We start from the raw sequence: 14,698 nt of genomic DNA on the forward strand, positions 1-14,698 counted from the left end.
GCCCGCCAGTTACAACGTGAACTCGTAGTCGATCGTCAGCGGCGCGTGGTCGCTGAACCACTGCTCTTTGTAGATCGACGCGGCGCGCGCGGTTTCAGCCAGCGCGGGGGTGGCGAGGTGGTAGTCGATGCGCCAGCCCACGTTCTTGGCGCGGGCCTGGCCGCGGTTGCTCCACCACGTGTAGCAGGCGTCGGTCGCGTCGGGGTGCAGCGCGCGGTACACATCGACCAGGCCGGTGGCGCCCGCCGGGTCGAGCAGCCGCGTCATCCAGGCACGCTCCTCGGGCAGGAAGCCGCTGTTCTTCAGGTTGCCCTTCCAGTTCTTCAGGTCGGCCTCGCGGTGCGCGATGTTGACGTCGCCGATCAGGATGAACTCGCGCTCGCCCTTGAGCGCCTGCAGATGCGGCTCGATCGCGTCGAGAAAGCGGAACTTGGCCTCCTGCCGCTCTTCACCGCTCGATCCGCTCGGAAAGTACACGCTCAGGATCGACAGCTTGCGCCCGGGTTTGTCGAAGCGCAGCTCCACGTAGCGCCCCTCGGCATCGAACTCGGGCACGCCGAAGCCGACGCGCACGTCGCTGGGCTCGTGCCGGCTGTACAGACCGACGCCCGAGTAGCCCTTTTTCTCGGCATGGTGAAAATGCCCGCGCAAGCCGGCCAGCGCGTCGAAGCGGCCCTGCACGTCGGGCGCCTGGGCCTTCAATTCCTGCACCCCCATACAATCTGGCGACGCCTGCTCAGTCCACTCCACCACCCCCTTGGAGGCGGCCGATCGAATGCCATTCAGATTGAGCGATACCAGACGAAACACAGCCCCACCTCTTCCTCATGAGCACACCCACCTCCACCGACCAACTCGCGCAAGACTTCGTGGCCTTTTCGGTGCAGGCCGGCGTGTTGCGCTTCGGGGAGTTCAAGACCAAGGCCGGGCGCTTGAGCCCGTATTTCTTCAACGCCGGCCTGTTCGACGACGGCGCCAAGCTGGGCCGCCTGGCGGAATTCTATGCACGCCGCCTCGTCGCCTCGGGCCTGCAGTTCGACATGCTCTTCGGCACGGCCTACAAGGGCATCACCCTGGCGGCGGCCGTGGCCATCGAGCTGGCGCGCCTGGGCAAGAACGTGCCCTACGCCTACAACCGCAAAGAGGCCAAGGACCACGGCGAGGGCGGCACGCTGGTCGGCGCGCCGGTGCAGGGCCGCGTGCTGATCATCGATGACGTGATCTCGGCCGGCACGTCGGTGCGCGAATCCATCAACCTCATCACGTCAGCCGGCGCCACCCCCTGCGGCGTGACGATTGCCCTCGATCGGCAAGAGAAGGCTACAGAAAACGGCCAGGATGCCGAACACAGTGCCGTTCAAGACGTGGAGCGCCGTTTTGGCCTGCCTGTTGTGGCGATTGCCACGCTCGGTGATCTGCTTCAATACTTGAACGCCCAGTCCGACAGCGGGCTGGCCGAGCACCGCCAACGCGTGCTTGCCTACCGCGAGCGCTACGGGGTGTGAAGTCCGTCACGAAGCAGTACCAAGTGGAGCCAACATGAAGCGACTCGCCGGCGTCGGATCGAAGCTGTGGACAGCCTCCCTGCTGGCCTGCGCCTCGCTCGCGACCCAGGCCGCCGAGACGGTGTCCAAGCCCGGCATCTACGTCTGCATCGACGCGCAAGGCCGCAAGATCACGTCGGACCGGCCCATCGCCGAATGCCTCGACCGCGATCAGCGCCTGCTCAACGCCGACGGCTCGCAGCGCGGCGTGCACCAGCGCTACATGACCGCCACCGAGCGCGCCGCCTATGAAGAAGCGCAACACCGCAAGCAACAAGAGGCCGTCGCCAAGATGGACGCCGTGCGCCGCGACCGCAACCTGCTGATGCGCTACCCGAACGAAGCCGCGCACGAAAAGGCCCGCGCCGCGGCGCTCGACGACGTGCGCTCCTCGATCGAGAACTCCAAGAAGCGGCTGCTCGAACTCGACCGCGAGCGCAAGCCCCTGCTCAACGAGGCCGAGTTCTACGCGGGCAAGCCACTGCCCACCAAGCTCAAGCGCCAGCTCGACGACAACGAAGTCAGCGCCGAGGCACAGAAGACCCTGATCCAGAACCAGGAAGTCGAAATGCAGCGGGTCACGAATTTGTACGACGTCGAACTGGTCAAGCTCAAACGCCTGTGGGCCGGATCGCCCCCGGGCTCGCTGGAAGACGCCGATCGCGCCGCCAGCGCAGCCGCCGCCAAGGCCGCCTCGGCCCCCAAACCCGGCAAGTAAACGCGCTGGCCGCCCCTGACTCAGCCCAGCACCCTGCGCCGCCCCCATCCCAGCGTATTGGCCAGCCAGAACCGCACGTGATAGCGGTGCTTGCGCAGGTAGACCAGCGCCTTTTTCAGTGGCGGGTAGCGGCGGTAGTCGGTGCGGTCGCCGATCACTGACGCAGCTTCTTCGTGGCTGACCTGCCAGAAGAAATTCGGGCTCGCCGACAGCACGCGCAAGTCGCGCTCCCAGTAGTGCTTGAGCTCGAAGTCCACCGGCCGCAGCAGGTGCTCGCGGTGCGGGGTGAGCTTGGCGGCGCCGCTGCGCGACACGATGTAACCAGTGGCGTCTTCCGGGCCCTTCTTGCCGCCGAACATCAGCTTCAAGCCATCGCCCAGGTCGGCGACCTCGGCGGCATCCTGGCGCACGCGGGTGAGCTTGAGCACGTCCCACGCATTCGGCCCGACGCTGGTGGCGGCCAGCCGTGCCAGGCGTTCGGCAGTGCACGCATCGTAGGCATCGAAGTCGTCTTCAAGGATCAAGGCATAGGGCAACTGGCGGGACTCGATCAACTGCCAGCAGCGCAGGTGGCTCAAGAAGCAGCCGATTTCGCCGGGCGTGAGCGGGCGGAACCACTCGCCGTGCGGCGCGGGCTGCGGGTTCAGGCCCGCCAGCACGGCCGGGCCGAGCGCCTTGCCTTCAACCGCCGGCACGCGCTCCCACGGCAATCCCAGCCGCTCCAGGATCGGCACGCAGCGCGCAAGCCGATCGGGCGAGCGGTCGAGGTTGATGAGCAGAACCAGCGGCGGGGCGGCGTCGGCCATGTGCAGACTCATCCTGCCAGCTTCTTCTTGAGCAGCTCGTTGACCTGCGCCGGGTTGGCCTTGCCCTTGGTGGCCTTCATCGCCTGGCCCACCAGCGCCTGGAAGGCCTTCTCCTTGCCGCCGCGGAATTCTTCGACCGACTTGGCATTGGCCGCCAGCACCTCGTCGAGGATGGCTTCGAGCGCGCCGGTGTCGTTCATCTGCTTGAGGCCCTTGGCTTCGATGACGGCATCGACGCCAGCGCCCTCGCCGGTCCACAGCGCATCAAACACTTGCTTGGCGGCGTTGTTGCTGATCGTGCTGTCAGCGATGCGGCTGATCAGCTTGGCCAGCGTGGCGGCGTCTACCGGGCTCGCATCCAGCGTCTTTTCTTCGGCATTGAGTCGCTTGCTGACTTCACCCATCAACCAGTTCGCCACCAGCTTGGGTTGCCCGCACGCCTTGGCCGCCGACTCGAAGAACGCGCCGAATGCCTTGTTCTGCGTCATCATCGTCGCGTCGTAGGCGGGCAGCGCGTAATCGCGCTGGAAGCGCTCGGCCATGGCGCGCGGCAACTCGGGCATCGTGCTCTTGACTCGCTCAACCCACTCGGGCGCGATCACCAGCGGCGGCAGGTCGGGGTCGGGGAAGTAGCGGTAGTCGTGCGCGTCTTCCTTGGTACGCATCGCACGCGTCTCGCCCGTGTCGGGGTTGAACAGCACCGTGGCCTGCTGGATCGCCAGGCCGTCTTCGATCTGGTCGATCTGCCAGTTGATCTCGAAGTCGGTGGCCTGCTGCAGGAACTTGAAGCTGTTGAGGTTCTTGATCTCGCGGCGCGTGCCCAGCGGCGCGCCGGGCTTGCGCACCGACACGTTCACGTCGCAGCGGAACGAGCCTTCTTGCATGTTGCCGTCGCAGATACCCAGCCACACCACCAGCGCGTGCAGCGCCTTGGCGTATTCGGCGGCCTCTTTGCTCGAACGCATGTCGGGTTCGGTGACGATCTCGAGCAGCGGCGTGCCGGCGCGGTTGAGGTCGATGCCCGACTGGCCATGAAAGTCTTCGTGCAGCGACTTGCCCGCGTCTTCTTCGAGGTGGGCACGCACGAGTCGCACGGTGTGCTCCTGGTCGCCGACGAAGAAGCTCACCGTGCCGCCTTGCACGACGGGGATCTCGTACTGGCTGATCTGGTAGCCCTTGGGCAGGTCGGGGTAGAAGTAGTTCTTGCGCGCGAAGATCGAACGCGGTGCGACCTTCGAGCCCACGGCGAGGCCGAAGACGATGGCGCGCTCGACGGCGCCCACGTTCATCACCGGCAGCGTGCCGGGCAGGGCCAGGTCCACCGCGCAGGCTTGCGTGTTGGGCGCGGCGCCAAAGCGGGTGGAGGCGCCCGAGAAGATCTTCGATTGGGTGGACAGCTGCGCGTGCGTCTCGATGCCGATGACGACCTCGTAGCCGCGAATCAATTGGGGTGTCGTCGCACTCATGGTTGCCACAGCTTCTTACTACGAGAGGTCAAATCAACGATAGCCGGCCAGTTGATGGCGCCATCTTCTGTACAAAAACTGTTCGTGAATGCCTTGGTGAAGCGCGTCAGCGCGCGGCCGTAGGCTTCATTGAATTCATCATTGCGCTCTTTGGCTTTCGCCCCGAGTGGCTCAACGATCTCGTGATACATGTTCGATTCGTTAGAAATCAGAAACCAGAAATCTTGTCCACACAGCTTCAGATAGTTGTCCTTGGCCTTGAACGGTTTCGCATCGCGCCCATAACAACAGCCGTTAACGAACATCAGTGCAGCCTTGTGTCCAATGATTTTCCGAGCCGCGCCGAAATCCTGAAGCATCCTGCGTTTAGCTGGAGCATTGGCCCAATTCGGCCCGCTCTTTATCGAGACCAAATAGCGAATGCCCTCTCGCGTGAAATCCAGATCGATACCATTGGTCGCAGGTTTGACGCCGCCATACACCCGCTGGCACACAAATATCGCCAACTTCTCTAGAAACTCACCGAACACCGTTTCTTCAGACGATGACAGATTTGCATCCAGAATTTGCCGAACCATCTCGGGCGCCGAGGTCACCGCCTTGGCCTTGAACAGATACGGATTTTTGCGTTTTAGAACGTCGTCGAGTTTCAACGCTTCAATCCGCGCCAGACGACGGTCATGAAACTCAGCCTTGATGTGATCAGCGACGAACTGCTTTGCTTCTGCGAGCAACGACATATTCTTCTTTCTCCTCTAGCAGCACACCTTGTGCGGGCGACAACTTCTGTCTGCTCAATTTGACGAAATCATCCGAAACATCGATCCCGATAGCGCCCCGTCCCACTTCGATTGCGGCATCAAGCGTCGTTCCCGACCCCACAAATGGGTCCAGCACGACATCACCCGGATCGGTAAACAAATTGATGAACCATTGAGGCAACGCTTTCGGGAAGGCGGCGCTGTGCCTCTTGTTGCCACATTCGGTAGCCAAGTGCAGCACGTTCGTCGGGTAGGCTTTATCACGTCCTTGCCAGTTGGCGATGTTCTTGCCAAAGGCGTTGCCTACTTGTGAGTCGTAGCGCACCACATCGTTCTTACCCAAAGATTTCAAACGTGATTGCGCCCAATCTCCCATGGGCACCATCACCGCCTCTTGGTTCATCTTGAACTGCCGTTGTTTGGTGAAGTGCAGGCAGCGCTCCCATGCATCTCGAAACCGATTCGGCCATTTGCCGGGGTAGCAGTTTCGTTTGTGCCAGATGTACTCCTCCGTCCACAGCCACCCCTGCTTGCGCAGGGCCAGGATCAGCTCCAGCACATAGGTGTGACGCTCTCCATTGACGGCCTTCTCTTTAATGTTCAAGACGAACGATCCCGTCGGCTTGAGTACCCGCAGGAACTCCGCAGAACGCGGCAAGAACCACTCGACATAACTATCGGGGTGTATCCCGCCATACGTTGATGAACGCTGATCCGCGTATGGTGGCGAGGTCACGATCAGATCAACACATTCAACGGGATACTCCTTCAGCACCTCCGCGCAGTCACCGTGATGGACTGCGCTCGGAATTGGCGAAAGTGCATACGCTGGTACTGGGCCGTTCATTTCATCCCCTCGAAACCAATTCAAAAGCCGGCGGGCGCGCGGGTGTGCCAGTCGGTGGCCTGCTGGAAGGCATGCGCCGTGTGCAGCAAGGCCGCCTCTTGCCAGTAGTTGCCGATGAGCTGCAGGCCCACGGGCAAACCGGCCTCGCCAAAGCCGGCCGGCACGCTCATGCCGGGCAGGCCGGCCAGGCTGGCGGGCAGGGTGAAGATGTCGGCGAGATAGTCGGCCAGCGGGTCGACCGCGCTGCCCACGGGGCGCGCCACGGTCGGCGTCACCGGGCCGGCGATCACGTCGCACTGCTTGAACGCGGCCTGGAAGTCGTCCGCGATCATGCGGCGCAGCTTTTGCGCCTGCAGGTAGTAGGCGTCGTAGTAGCCGTGGCTCAGCACGTAGGCGCCGATCATGATCCGCCGCTTGACCTCGGGGCCGAAGCCTTCGGCGCGCGTCTTGGCGTACATGTCGTTCAGGTCTTTGTACTGCGCGGCGCGGTGGCCGAACTTCACGCCGTCAAAGCGCGAGAGGTTCGACGAGGCCTCGGCGGGCGCGATGATGTAGTACACCGGGATCGACAGCTCGGTGCGCGGCAGGCTCACGTCCACCAGCGTGGCGCCGAGCTTTTCGAGTTCGGCCAGCGCGGCGCGCACGGCGCCGTTGACATCGGCAGCCAAGCCGGCGCCGAAGAATTCCTTCGGCAGGCCGATGCGCAGACCTTGCAGCGGCTTGTCGGCGGTCGCGCCGGCACGCGGTGCCTTCAACGCAGCAGCGAAGTCTTCAGCGGGGCGCTGGGCGCTGGTGGCATCGCGCTCGTCGAAGCCGCTCATCGCCGACAGCAGCAGCGCGCAATCTTCAGCGCTGCGCGCCATGGGGCCGGCCTGGTCGAGTGACGAGGCGAAGGCGATCATGCCGTAGCGCGAGCAGCGGCCGTAGGTGGGCTTGATGCCGGTGATGCCGGTGAGCGCCGCCGGTTGGCGGATCGAGCCGCCGGTGTCGGTGCCCGTGGCGCCGCCCACGAGTCGCGCCGCCACGGCGGCCGCCGAGCCGCCCGACGAGCCGCCGGGGATGCGTTTCGCGTCCCACGGGTTGATCACCTTGTTGTAGGCCGAGTTCTCGTTGGCCGAGCCCATGGCGAACTCGTCGCAGTTGAGCTTGCCCAGCGTCACCGTGCCGGCGGCCTTGAGCTTGGCGACCACGGTGGCGTCAAACGGCGAGCGGTAACCGGCCAGCATCTTCGACGCGGCCGTGCTGGCGAAGTCGGTGGTGACGAAGATGTCCTTGTGCGCGATGGGCACGCCGAGCAGCGCGGTGGCGTCGCCTTGCGCGCGGCGGGCATCGGCCGCAGCGGCTTGCGCCAGCGCCACGTCGGCATCGACGCTCAAGAACGCGCCGAGTGCGTCGTGCGCCTGCACGCGGGCCAGTGCGGCTTGCGTCAGTTCGACGCTGCTCACGGCCTTGGCGGCGAGCTGGGCGGCCTGCTCGGCAAGGGTCAGGTTATGGAGATCGTGGCGGGCGCTCATTCGATCACCTTCGGCACGAGGAACAAACCATCTTCGCGAGCCGGGGCGTTCTGCATGTTGGCGTCACGGTTGTCCGCCTCGGTGACGGCGTCGTCGCGCAGGCGCAGGGCCACGTCTTCGACGGCGGACAGCGGGGTGTAGAGCGGCTCGACGCCGGAGGTGTCGACGGCGCGCATCTTTTCGACGACGGCGAAGAAATCGTTGAGTTGCGTCTGCATCGCGGTTTGCTCGGCCTCGGTCAATTCGAGCCGGGCGAGGTGGGCGATGCGGCTGACGTCTTGTGCGGTCAGGGCCATGTGGGTTGCAGGCTGAAAAAAGGGGTTCGGCGGGCGAGCCGCGAGCGCTGCTGCAAAAAGCGGCGCCGTGGCCCGTGGCAAGAGGTGTTGCCAGGGGTTTCTACAGCGGCTCAGGCCCGAGTCACCCCCCTCATCTGGGGTATTATCTTCGGTTATTCACAACCGGCCGGTTGCCAAGCGTGAAACGGTCGATTTACGACCCCAAGACGCGTCAACCGGGTCGGTTTTGTATTTAAAAGCGCCTTTCTTGCAGTTCGACGGCGGAACCACCACCCCCGCGATGCAGCAGGCGCCGACCACCTCATTCAACACGCGTCGGGCCGGCCCCGCCCATGTGGGCAAGCCATCCGACCCGCACGGAAAGCTAGTTTATGTACGGTTCATTGCGTCGTTATTTCTCCACCGATCTGGCCATCGACCTGGGTACCGCCAACACCCTGATCTACGTGCGCGGCAAGGGCATCGTGCTCGACGAACCCTCGGTGGTCGCCATCCGCCACGAAGGCGGCCCGAACGGCAAGAAGACGATCCAGGCCGTGGGCGCCGAAGCCAAGGCCATGTTGGGCAAGGTGCCCGGCAACATCGAAGCCATCCGCCCGATGAAGGACGGCGTGATCGCCGACTTCACCGTCACCGAGCAGATGCTCAAGCAGTTCATCAAGATGGTCCACCCGCGCTCGGTGCTCAAGCCGAGCCCGCGCATCATCATCTGCGTGCCCTGCGGCTCCACCCAGGTTGAGCGCCGCGCGATTCGCGAGTCGGCGCTCGGCGCCGGCGCCAGCGAGGTCTACCTGATCGAAGAACCGATGGCCGCCGCGATCGGCGCCGGTCTGCCGGTGAGCGAAGCGTCGGGCTCGATGGTCGTCGACATCGGCGGCGGCACGACCGAAGTCGGCGTGATCTCGCTCGGCGGCATGGTCTACAAAGGCTCGGTACGCGTGGGCGGCGACAAGTTCGACGAAGCCATCATCAACTACATCCGCCGCAACTACGGCATGTTGATCGGCGAGCCCACCGCCGAAGCCATCAAGAAGGAAATCGGCAGCGCCTTCCCGGGCTCCGAAGTCAAAGAGATGGAAGTGAAGGGCCGCAACCTCAGCGAGGGCGTGCCGCGCAGCTTCACGATCAGCTCCAACGAGATCTTGGAGGCGCTGACCGACCCGCTGAACCAGATCGTGTCGAGCGTGAAGAACGCGCTCGAACAAACCCCGCCCGAGCTGGGTGCCGACATCGCCGAGCGCGGCATGATGCTGACCGGCGGCGGCGCCTTGCTGCGCGACCTCGACCGCCTGCTCGCCGAAGAAACCGGCCTGCCGGTGCTGGTGGCCGAAGACCCGCTGACCTGCGTGGTGCGCGGTTGCGGCATGGCGCTGGAGCGCATGGAACGCCTGGGCTCGATCTTCACTTCCGAGTAAGACCTCATGCCAAGCACGAGCCGACGCGTGATCATCACGAGTCGGCTTTTGCTTTTGTGCGCCGACCCGTTTCTGGCCACCGTCGTTTCACGTTGACCGCAAGCCGCGCTGTTTATGCCCCTGGGCACCCTTGATCGCACCCCGCCGCCGTTTTTCAAGCAAGGGCCGTCCGCCCTGACGCGGTTGGCCTTCTTTGCGACGTTGGCAGTCTTCCTGATGGTGGCCGACACGCGCTTCAAGCTCACCGGCCCGCTGCGTTCCGCAGCCGCCCTGGCCTTGCAGCCGCTGGAGCGCAGCCTGCTGGCGCCCTTCGAGGGCTACACCACCTTGAGCGACTACTTCGGCGGCATCCACCGTGCCGTCGAGGGGCGCAACCAGGCCGAGCACAAGCTCGCCGCGCAGGCCGAGCGCACGATGCGCGTCGAGCAACTGGAACGCGAGAACGCCCGGCTGCGCGAGCTGCTGACGCTGCGGGCTCGGCTGCAGGTGAAGTCGCGCACGGCCGAGGTGCTCTACGACTCGGCCGACCCCTACACCCGCAAGGTCGTGATCGACCAGGGCAGCACGCAGGGCGTGGCGCTGGGCTCGCCCGTGGTGGACGACACCGGCGTGATCGGCCAGGTGACGCGCCTCTACCCGCTCACCGCCGAAGTGACCCTGGTTACCGACAAGGACGCGGCCATCCCGGTGCTCAACACCCGCACCCAGCAACGCGGCGCGGCCTTCGGCCACCCCAACGACGGCGGCATGGAGCTGCGCTACATGGCCGGCAACGCCGACGTGCAGGCGGGCGACATGCTGCAGACCTCGGGCATGGACGGCGTCTACCCCACCGGCCTGCCGGTCGCCAAGGTGCTGCGCGTCGACCGCCGCGCCGACTCGGCCTTCGCCAAGATCGTGCTCGCGCCCATCGCCCGACCCGACAGCGCCCGGCAGGTGCTGGTGCTGGAGCCGCTGGCGCTGCAACTGCCGGAGCGCCCGAAGCCCGTGGCGACGGCCAGCGATGACGCGGCGTCGGGCGCGACCACCGGGCGCCCACGACGCCCCGCTCGCAAAGGAGCCAGGCCATGATGCCGCGCGGCAACCAGCTGTTGCTGCCCGTGAACCCGCTGTTCATGTGGCTGTCGGTGCTGATCGCGCTGGCGCTCAACTTGCTGCCGCTGGGCCGCGTGGCCGCCGTGCCCGACCTGCTGGCGCTGGTGTTCGTGTTCTGGAACGTGCATCAGCCGCGCCGCATGGGCATGCTGCCGGCCTTCGTGTTCGGGCTGCTGATGGACGTGCACCAGGGCGCGCTGCTGGGCCAGCACGCGCTGGCCTACACGTTGCTGAGCTTCTTCGCCATCACCATCCACCGCCGGCTGCTGTGGTTCACCGTGCCCTCGCAGGCCGTGCAGATCCTGCCGCTGTTCGCGGCGGCGCATGCCGTGTCGCTGCTGGTACGCATGATCGCGGGCGGCAGCCTGCCGGGCTGGAGCATCGTGCTCGCGCCGATCTTCGAGTCGGCCCTGTGGCCGCTGGCCAGCGTGCTGCTGCTGGCCCCGCAGCGCCGCGCGCCCGACCGCGACAAGAACCGCCCGCTGTAACTGAATCGGCATGACCGAACTCAAGAATATTGAGCAGGAGATCGGCCGCTTTCGCACCCGGGTGTGGGCGGCGGCCGGCTTCGTGCTGTTCGCGTTCGGCCTGCTCGTGTCGCGTCTGGTCTACCTGCAGGTCTACCGGCACGACGAGTTGCAGACGCAGGCCGAGGCCAACCGGATCGCGGTGGTGCCCATCGTGCCCAACCGCGGGCTCATCGTGGACCGCAACGGCGTGGTGCTGGCCAACAACTACTCGGCCTACACGCTCGAACTCACGCCCTCGAAGATCGACGACCTCGACGCCACCATCGACGAACTCGCCACCATCGTCGACATCGCGCCGCGCGATCGCCGCCGCTTCAAGCGCCTGATGGAAGAAAGCAAGAGCTTCGAGTCGCTGCCGATCCGCACCAAGCTCACCGACGAGGAAGTGGCGCGCTTCACCGCGCAGCGCTTTCGCTTCCCCGGCGTGGACATCAAGGCGCGGCTGTTTCGCAACTACCCCTACGGCGAGCTGGCGAGCCACGTGCTGGGCTACATCGGGCGCATCAACGAGGCCGAGAAAGAGGCCATGGACGACTGGCCCGACGAGCTGCTGGCCAACTACCGCGGCACCGACTACATCGGCAAGCTGGGGTTGGAGCAGAGCTACGAGAGCGAGCTGCACGGCCTGACCGGCTTCGAGGAGGTCGAGACCAGCGCGGGCGGGCGCGCCGTGCGCCGCCTGCGCGCCTCGCCGCCCACGCCGGGCAACACGCTGCACCTGTCGATCGACATCAAGCTGCAGCAGCTCGTCGAGCGCCTCTACGGCGAGCGCCGCGGCGCGCTGGTCGCCATCGACCCACGCAGCGGCGAGATCCTCGCCTTCGTCAGCAAGCCCACGTTCGACCCCAACCTGTTCGTCGACGGCATCGATGTCGATTCGTGGAAGGAGCTCAACGAATCGATCGACAAGCCGCTGCTCAACCGTGCCCTGCGCGGCACCTACCCGCCGGGCTCGACCTACAAGCCCTTCATGGCGCTGGCGGCGCTGGCCACCGGCAAGCGCACGCCCAATCAGACCGTGTTCGACCCCGGCTACTTCTGGTTCGGCAACCACAAGTTCCGCGACGACAAGGAAGGCGGGCACGGCACGGTGGACATGTACCGCTCCATCGTGCAGTCGTGCGACACCTACTACTACATGCTCGCCAACGACCTGGGCGTCGACCTGATCCACGACCAGATGGCGCCCTTCGGTTTCGGCCAGCCCAGCGGCATCGACATCAAGGGCGAGGTGCTGGGCGTGCTGCCCTCGACCGAGTGGAAGCGCAAGACCTACAAGAAGCCCGAGCAGCGCCGCTGGTACGCGGGCGAGACCATCAGCCTGGGCATCGGCCAGGGCTACAACAGCTTCACGATGCTGCAGATCGCGCAGGCCGTGTCCACGCTGGCCAACGACGGCGTGCACTACCAGCCGCGCCTGGTGCGCGAGGTCGAAGACGTGGTGACGCGGCAGTCGCGCGTGCTGTCGAGCCAAGCGCTGCCGCCGGTGCCGATCAAGCCCGAGCACCTCGACGTGATCCGCAACGCGATGATCGGCGTCAACAAGGAAGGCACCTCGGCCGCCGCCTTCGCCAAGGCCGACTACGTGGCCGCCGGCAAGACCGGCACCGCGCAGGTGGTGGGCATCAAGCAGAACGAAAAGTATTCGGCCTCCAAGATGGCCGAGCACCTGCGCGACCACGCGCTGTTCGTGGCCTTCGCGCCGGCCGACCACCCACGCGTGGCGCTGGCGCTGGTGGTCGAGAACGCCGGCTTCGGCGCGCAGTCGGCCGCGCCGATTGCCCGCCGCGTGTTCGACTACGTGCTGCAGGACCGCTACCCCAGCGAGGAAGACATCGCCGCCGTGCAGCGCGGCGAAGCCCCCGCCCCCATCGGCACGCCGCGCGCGGCGCATGACGTGCCGATGATGGGCGCCATCAACAACCCCGAGCTGCCAGCAGCCGCCGCATCGACCGCATCGGGCGTGGCATCCCCCGCAGCATCGGCTGCCTCGGCCGCATCGGGGCCCGCGTCTGTCGCCAGCATGCCGACCAGCGCCTATGCCGCCGCCGTGGCCGCGCGCCACGCCGCCATGCGAGCCAGCGGTGGCGTCAGCAGCGGGGCCAGCGGCAGCAGCCCGGCGGCGCCCACTTCGTCAGGAGCGTCGCGATGAGCATCGCCATCGACAAGCCTTCGCTGTGGCAGCGCGTGCGGCCCATCTTCCAGGGCTTCGACGGCTGGCTGGCGCTGGCGGTGCTGATGCTGGCCGGGCTTGGCCTGATCACGATGTACTCGGCGGGCTACGACAGCGGCACGCGCTTCGTCGATCACGCCCGCAACATGGTGCTGGCGGCGTGCATCCTCTTTCTCGTCGCCCAGGTGCCGCCCCAGCGCCTGATGCAGCTCGCCGTGCCGATCTACGTGATCGGCGTGGTGCTGCTCATCGCCACCGCGCTGCCGCACATCGGCATCACCAAGAAGGGCGCGACGCGCTGGCTCAACCTGGGCGTGGTGATCCAGCCCAGCGAGATTTTGAAGATCGCGATGCCACTGATGCTGGCCTGGTGGTTCCAGCGCCGCGAGGGGCAGCTGCGCGGGCTCGATTTCGGCGTGGCCGGCCTGCTGCTGGCGGTGCCGGTGGGGCTGATCGTCAAGCAGCCCGACCTCGGCACGGCCATCCTGGTGCTGTCGGCCGGGCTCTACGTGATCTTCTTCGCCGGACTCAGCTGGCGCCTGATCGTGCCGGTGCTCGCGGTGGGCGCCATCGCCATCACCGCGCTGGTGCTCAGCGAAAGCAAGATCTGCCAGCCCGACGTGAACTGGCCGCTGCTGCGCGAATACCAGAAGCACCGCGTCTGCACCCTGCTCGACCCCACCACCGACCCGCTGGGCAAGGGCTTTCACATCATCCAGGGGATGATCGCCATCGGCTCGGGCGGCGTCACTGGCAAGGGCTTCATGAAGGGCACGCAGACCCACCTCGAATTCATCCCCGAGCACACCACCGACTTCATCTTCGCGTCGCTGTCCGAAGAGTTCGGCCTGATGGGCTGCCTGACGCTGGTCGTCGGTTTCACCTTCCTGATTTTTCGCGGGCTGATGATCGCGGCCGAGGCGCCCTCGGTGTTCACGCGCCTGCTGGCGGGCAGCATCACGCTGAGCTACTTCACCTACGCCTTCGTCAACATGGGCATGGTGGCCGGCATCCTGCCGGTGGTGGGCGTGCCGCTGCCCTTCATCAGCTACGGCGGCACCGCGATGGCCTCGCTCGGGCTGGGCCTGGGCATCTTGATGTCGATCGCCAAGAGCCGGCGTTTGATGCAGAGCTGAGCACCGGCCTGATGAAGCGGCGCGGGCCGCAACGGCCCGCGTACATCAACCCAACTGGGTCAGCAAACCGCTTGCACCCGCTTCATGCAGGCAACGCGGGCGAATCTTGCCCACGCGCTGGGCGATGGCCGCGATGTGCTCGGGCGTGGTGCCGCAGCAGCCGCCGGCGATGTTCAGGAAGCCGGCTTGCGCGAATTCTTCGACCAGTCGGCCGGTGACCTCGGGCGTTTCGTCGAAGCCGGTGTCGCTCATCGGGTTGGGCAGGCCGGCATTGGGGTAGCACGAGATGAAGGTGTCGCCCGCGATCTTGCTCAGCTCTTCGATGTAGGGGCGCATCAGCGCCGCGCCGAGCGCGCAGTTGAGGCCGATGGCGATGGGCTTGGCGTGGCGCACCGAG

15 protein-coding genes are annotated in these 14,698 nt (G+C 65.8%); 7 read left to right on the plus strand and 8 right to left on the minus strand.

Features of this window, described 5'->3' with window-relative positions; translation table 11 throughout:
* Positions 1-9: 9 nt before the first annotated feature.
* On the minus strand, positions 10-810 hold the full coding sequence (locus ACE3SS_RS12465) for an exodeoxyribonuclease III (protein ID WP_374594389.1): 801 nt from the start codon (positions 808-810) through the stop codon (positions 10-12).
* Positions 811-827: 17 nt separating this feature from the next.
* On the opposite strand from ACE3SS_RS12465, the gene pyrE reads away from it, so the two are divergent.
* Together pyrE and ACE3SS_RS12475 are read left to right on the plus strand one after the other, a co-directional pair.
* A complete protein-coding gene (gene pyrE, locus ACE3SS_RS12470) occupies positions 828-1,505 on the plus strand; it encodes an orotate phosphoribosyltransferase (RefSeq protein ID WP_374594391.1) in 678 nt (225 codons plus the stop codon).
* 34 nt (positions 1,506-1,539) lie between these two features.
* Positions 1,540-2,262, plus strand: coding sequence for a hypothetical protein (locus ACE3SS_RS12475; protein ID WP_374594393.1), 723 nt, complete (start codon positions 1,540-1,542; stop codon positions 2,260-2,262).
* Positions 2,263-2,282: 20 nt separating this feature from the next.
* On the opposite strand, the gene ACE3SS_RS12480 is transcribed toward ACE3SS_RS12475, so the two are convergent.
* The 6 genes from ACE3SS_RS12480 to gatC are packed head-to-tail and all read right to left on the minus strand — an operon-like array spanning position 2,283 to position 7,952.
* Complete coding sequence (locus tag ACE3SS_RS12480; protein ID WP_374594395.1) at positions 2,283-3,080, minus strand: glycosyltransferase family 25 protein; 798 nt, start codon at positions 3,078-3,080, stop codon at positions 2,283-2,285.
* Positions 3,077-4,534 carry an Asp-tRNA(Asn)/Glu-tRNA(Gln) amidotransferase subunit GatB gene (gene gatB, locus ACE3SS_RS12485; RefSeq protein WP_374594397.1) on the minus strand — a complete coding sequence of 486 codons (1,458 nt, stop codon included), beginning with the start codon at positions 4,532-4,534 and terminating at the stop codon, positions 3,077-3,079. Before gatB ends, ACE3SS_RS12480 begins: the two co-directional genes overlap by 4 nt.
* Positions 4,531-5,274 (minus strand): PmeII family type II restriction endonuclease, encoded by a 744-nt coding sequence (locus ACE3SS_RS12490; protein ID WP_374594399.1) that lies wholly within the window; start codon positions 5,272-5,274, stop codon positions 4,531-4,533. The genes gatB and ACE3SS_RS12490 overlap by 4 nt, the downstream gene beginning before the upstream one ends.
* A complete protein-coding gene (locus ACE3SS_RS12495; RefSeq protein ID WP_374594401.1) occupies positions 5,237-6,142 on the minus strand; it encodes a site-specific DNA-methyltransferase in 906 nt (301 codons plus the stop codon). The genes ACE3SS_RS12490 and ACE3SS_RS12495 overlap by 38 nt, the downstream gene beginning before the upstream one ends.
* Before the next feature lie 20 nt (positions 6,143-6,162).
* On the minus strand, positions 6,163-7,656 hold the full coding sequence (gatA, locus tag ACE3SS_RS12500) for an Asp-tRNA(Asn)/Glu-tRNA(Gln) amidotransferase subunit GatA (protein ID WP_374594403.1): 1,494 nt from the start codon (positions 7,654-7,656) through the stop codon (positions 6,163-6,165).
* Positions 7,653-7,952, minus strand: a complete 300-nt coding sequence (gatC, locus tag ACE3SS_RS12505; protein ID WP_374594405.1) for an Asp-tRNA(Asn)/Glu-tRNA(Gln) amidotransferase subunit GatC — start codon at positions 7,950-7,952, stop codon at positions 7,653-7,655. The genes gatA and gatC overlap by 4 nt, the downstream gene beginning before the upstream one ends.
* Before the next feature lie 371 nt (positions 7,953-8,323).
* Between gatC and ACE3SS_RS12510 the strand changes: the two genes are divergently transcribed.
* The 5 genes from ACE3SS_RS12510 (at position 8,324) to rodA (ending at position 14,301) form a co-directional block, all read left to right on the plus strand.
* Positions 8,324-9,367: a rod shape-determining protein gene (locus tag ACE3SS_RS12510; RefSeq protein WP_374594407.1), complete on the plus strand. Its 1,044-nt coding sequence runs from the start codon at positions 8,324-8,326 to the stop codon at positions 9,365-9,367.
* Positions 9,368-9,481: 114 nt separating this feature from the next.
* Positions 9,482-10,438 (plus strand): rod shape-determining protein MreC, encoded by a 957-nt coding sequence (gene mreC, locus ACE3SS_RS12515; RefSeq protein WP_374594409.1) that lies wholly within the window; start codon positions 9,482-9,484, stop codon positions 10,436-10,438.
* On the plus strand, positions 10,435-10,950 hold the full coding sequence (gene mreD, locus ACE3SS_RS12520; protein WP_374594411.1) for a rod shape-determining protein MreD: 516 nt from the start codon (positions 10,435-10,437) through the stop codon (positions 10,948-10,950). Before mreC ends, mreD begins: the two co-directional genes overlap by 4 nt.
* 10 nt (positions 10,951-10,960) lie before the next feature.
* On the plus strand, positions 10,961-13,144 hold the full coding sequence (mrdA, locus tag ACE3SS_RS12525; protein ID WP_374594413.1) for a penicillin-binding protein 2: 2,184 nt from the start codon (positions 10,961-10,963) through the stop codon (positions 13,142-13,144).
* On the plus strand, positions 13,141-14,301 hold the full coding sequence (rodA, locus tag ACE3SS_RS12530) for a rod shape-determining protein RodA (RefSeq protein ID WP_374594415.1): 1,161 nt from the start codon (positions 13,141-13,143) through the stop codon (positions 14,299-14,301). Before mrdA ends, rodA begins: the two co-directional genes overlap by 4 nt.
* A gap of 45 nt (positions 14,302-14,346) precedes the next feature.
* Here the strand turns inward: rodA and ACE3SS_RS12535 are convergent.
* Positions 14,347-14,698, minus strand: a 352-nt coding sequence (locus ACE3SS_RS12535; protein WP_374594417.1) for a homocysteine S-methyltransferase family protein, incomplete at its 5' end; no start/stop codon positions are given.

This window comes from Aquabacterium sp. (genome assembly GCF_041915145.1).
Lineage (GTDB): Bacteria > Pseudomonadota > Gammaproteobacteria > Burkholderiales > Burkholderiaceae_C > Aquabacterium.

Bases quoted from the DNA above. Each gene is read 5' to 3' on its own strand.
- pyrE (WP_374594391.1), top strand. From the start codon at position 828: ATGAGCACACCCACCTCCACCGACCAACTCGCGCAAGACTTCGTGGCC.
- ACE3SS_RS12475 (WP_374594393.1), top strand. From the start codon at position 1,540: ATGAAGCGACTCGCCGGCGTCGGATCGAAGCTGTGGACAGCCTCCCTG.
- ACE3SS_RS12480 (WP_374594395.1), bottom strand. From the start codon at position 3,080: ATGAGTCTGCACATGGCCGACGCCGCCCCGCCGCTGGTTCTGCTCATC.
- gatB (WP_374594397.1), bottom strand. From the start codon at position 4,534: ATGAGTGCGACGACACCCCAATTGATTCGCGGCTACGAGGTCGTCATC.
- ACE3SS_RS12490 (WP_374594399.1), bottom strand. From the start codon at position 5,274: ATGTCGTTGCTCGCAGAAGCAAAGCAGTTCGTCGCTGATCACATCAAG.
- ACE3SS_RS12495 (WP_374594401.1), bottom strand. From the start codon at position 6,142: ATGAACGGCCCAGTACCAGCGTATGCACTTTCGCCAATTCCGAGCGCA.
- gatA (WP_374594403.1), bottom strand. From the start codon at position 7,656: ATGAGCGCCCGCCACGATCTCCATAACCTGACCCTTGCCGAGCAGGCC.
- gatC (WP_374594405.1), bottom strand. From the start codon at position 7,952: ATGGCCCTGACCGCACAAGACGTCAGCCGCATCGCCCACCTCGCCCGG.
- ACE3SS_RS12510 (WP_374594407.1), top strand. From the start codon at position 8,324: ATGTACGGTTCATTGCGTCGTTATTTCTCCACCGATCTGGCCATCGAC.
- mreC (WP_374594409.1), top strand. From the start codon at position 9,482: ATGCCCCTGGGCACCCTTGATCGCACCCCGCCGCCGTTTTTCAAGCAA.
- mreD (WP_374594411.1), top strand. From the start codon at position 10,435: ATGATGCCGCGCGGCAACCAGCTGTTGCTGCCCGTGAACCCGCTGTTC.
- mrdA (WP_374594413.1), top strand. From the start codon at position 10,961: ATGACCGAACTCAAGAATATTGAGCAGGAGATCGGCCGCTTTCGCACC.
- rodA (WP_374594415.1), top strand. From the start codon at position 13,141: ATGAGCATCGCCATCGACAAGCCTTCGCTGTGGCAGCGCGTGCGGCCC.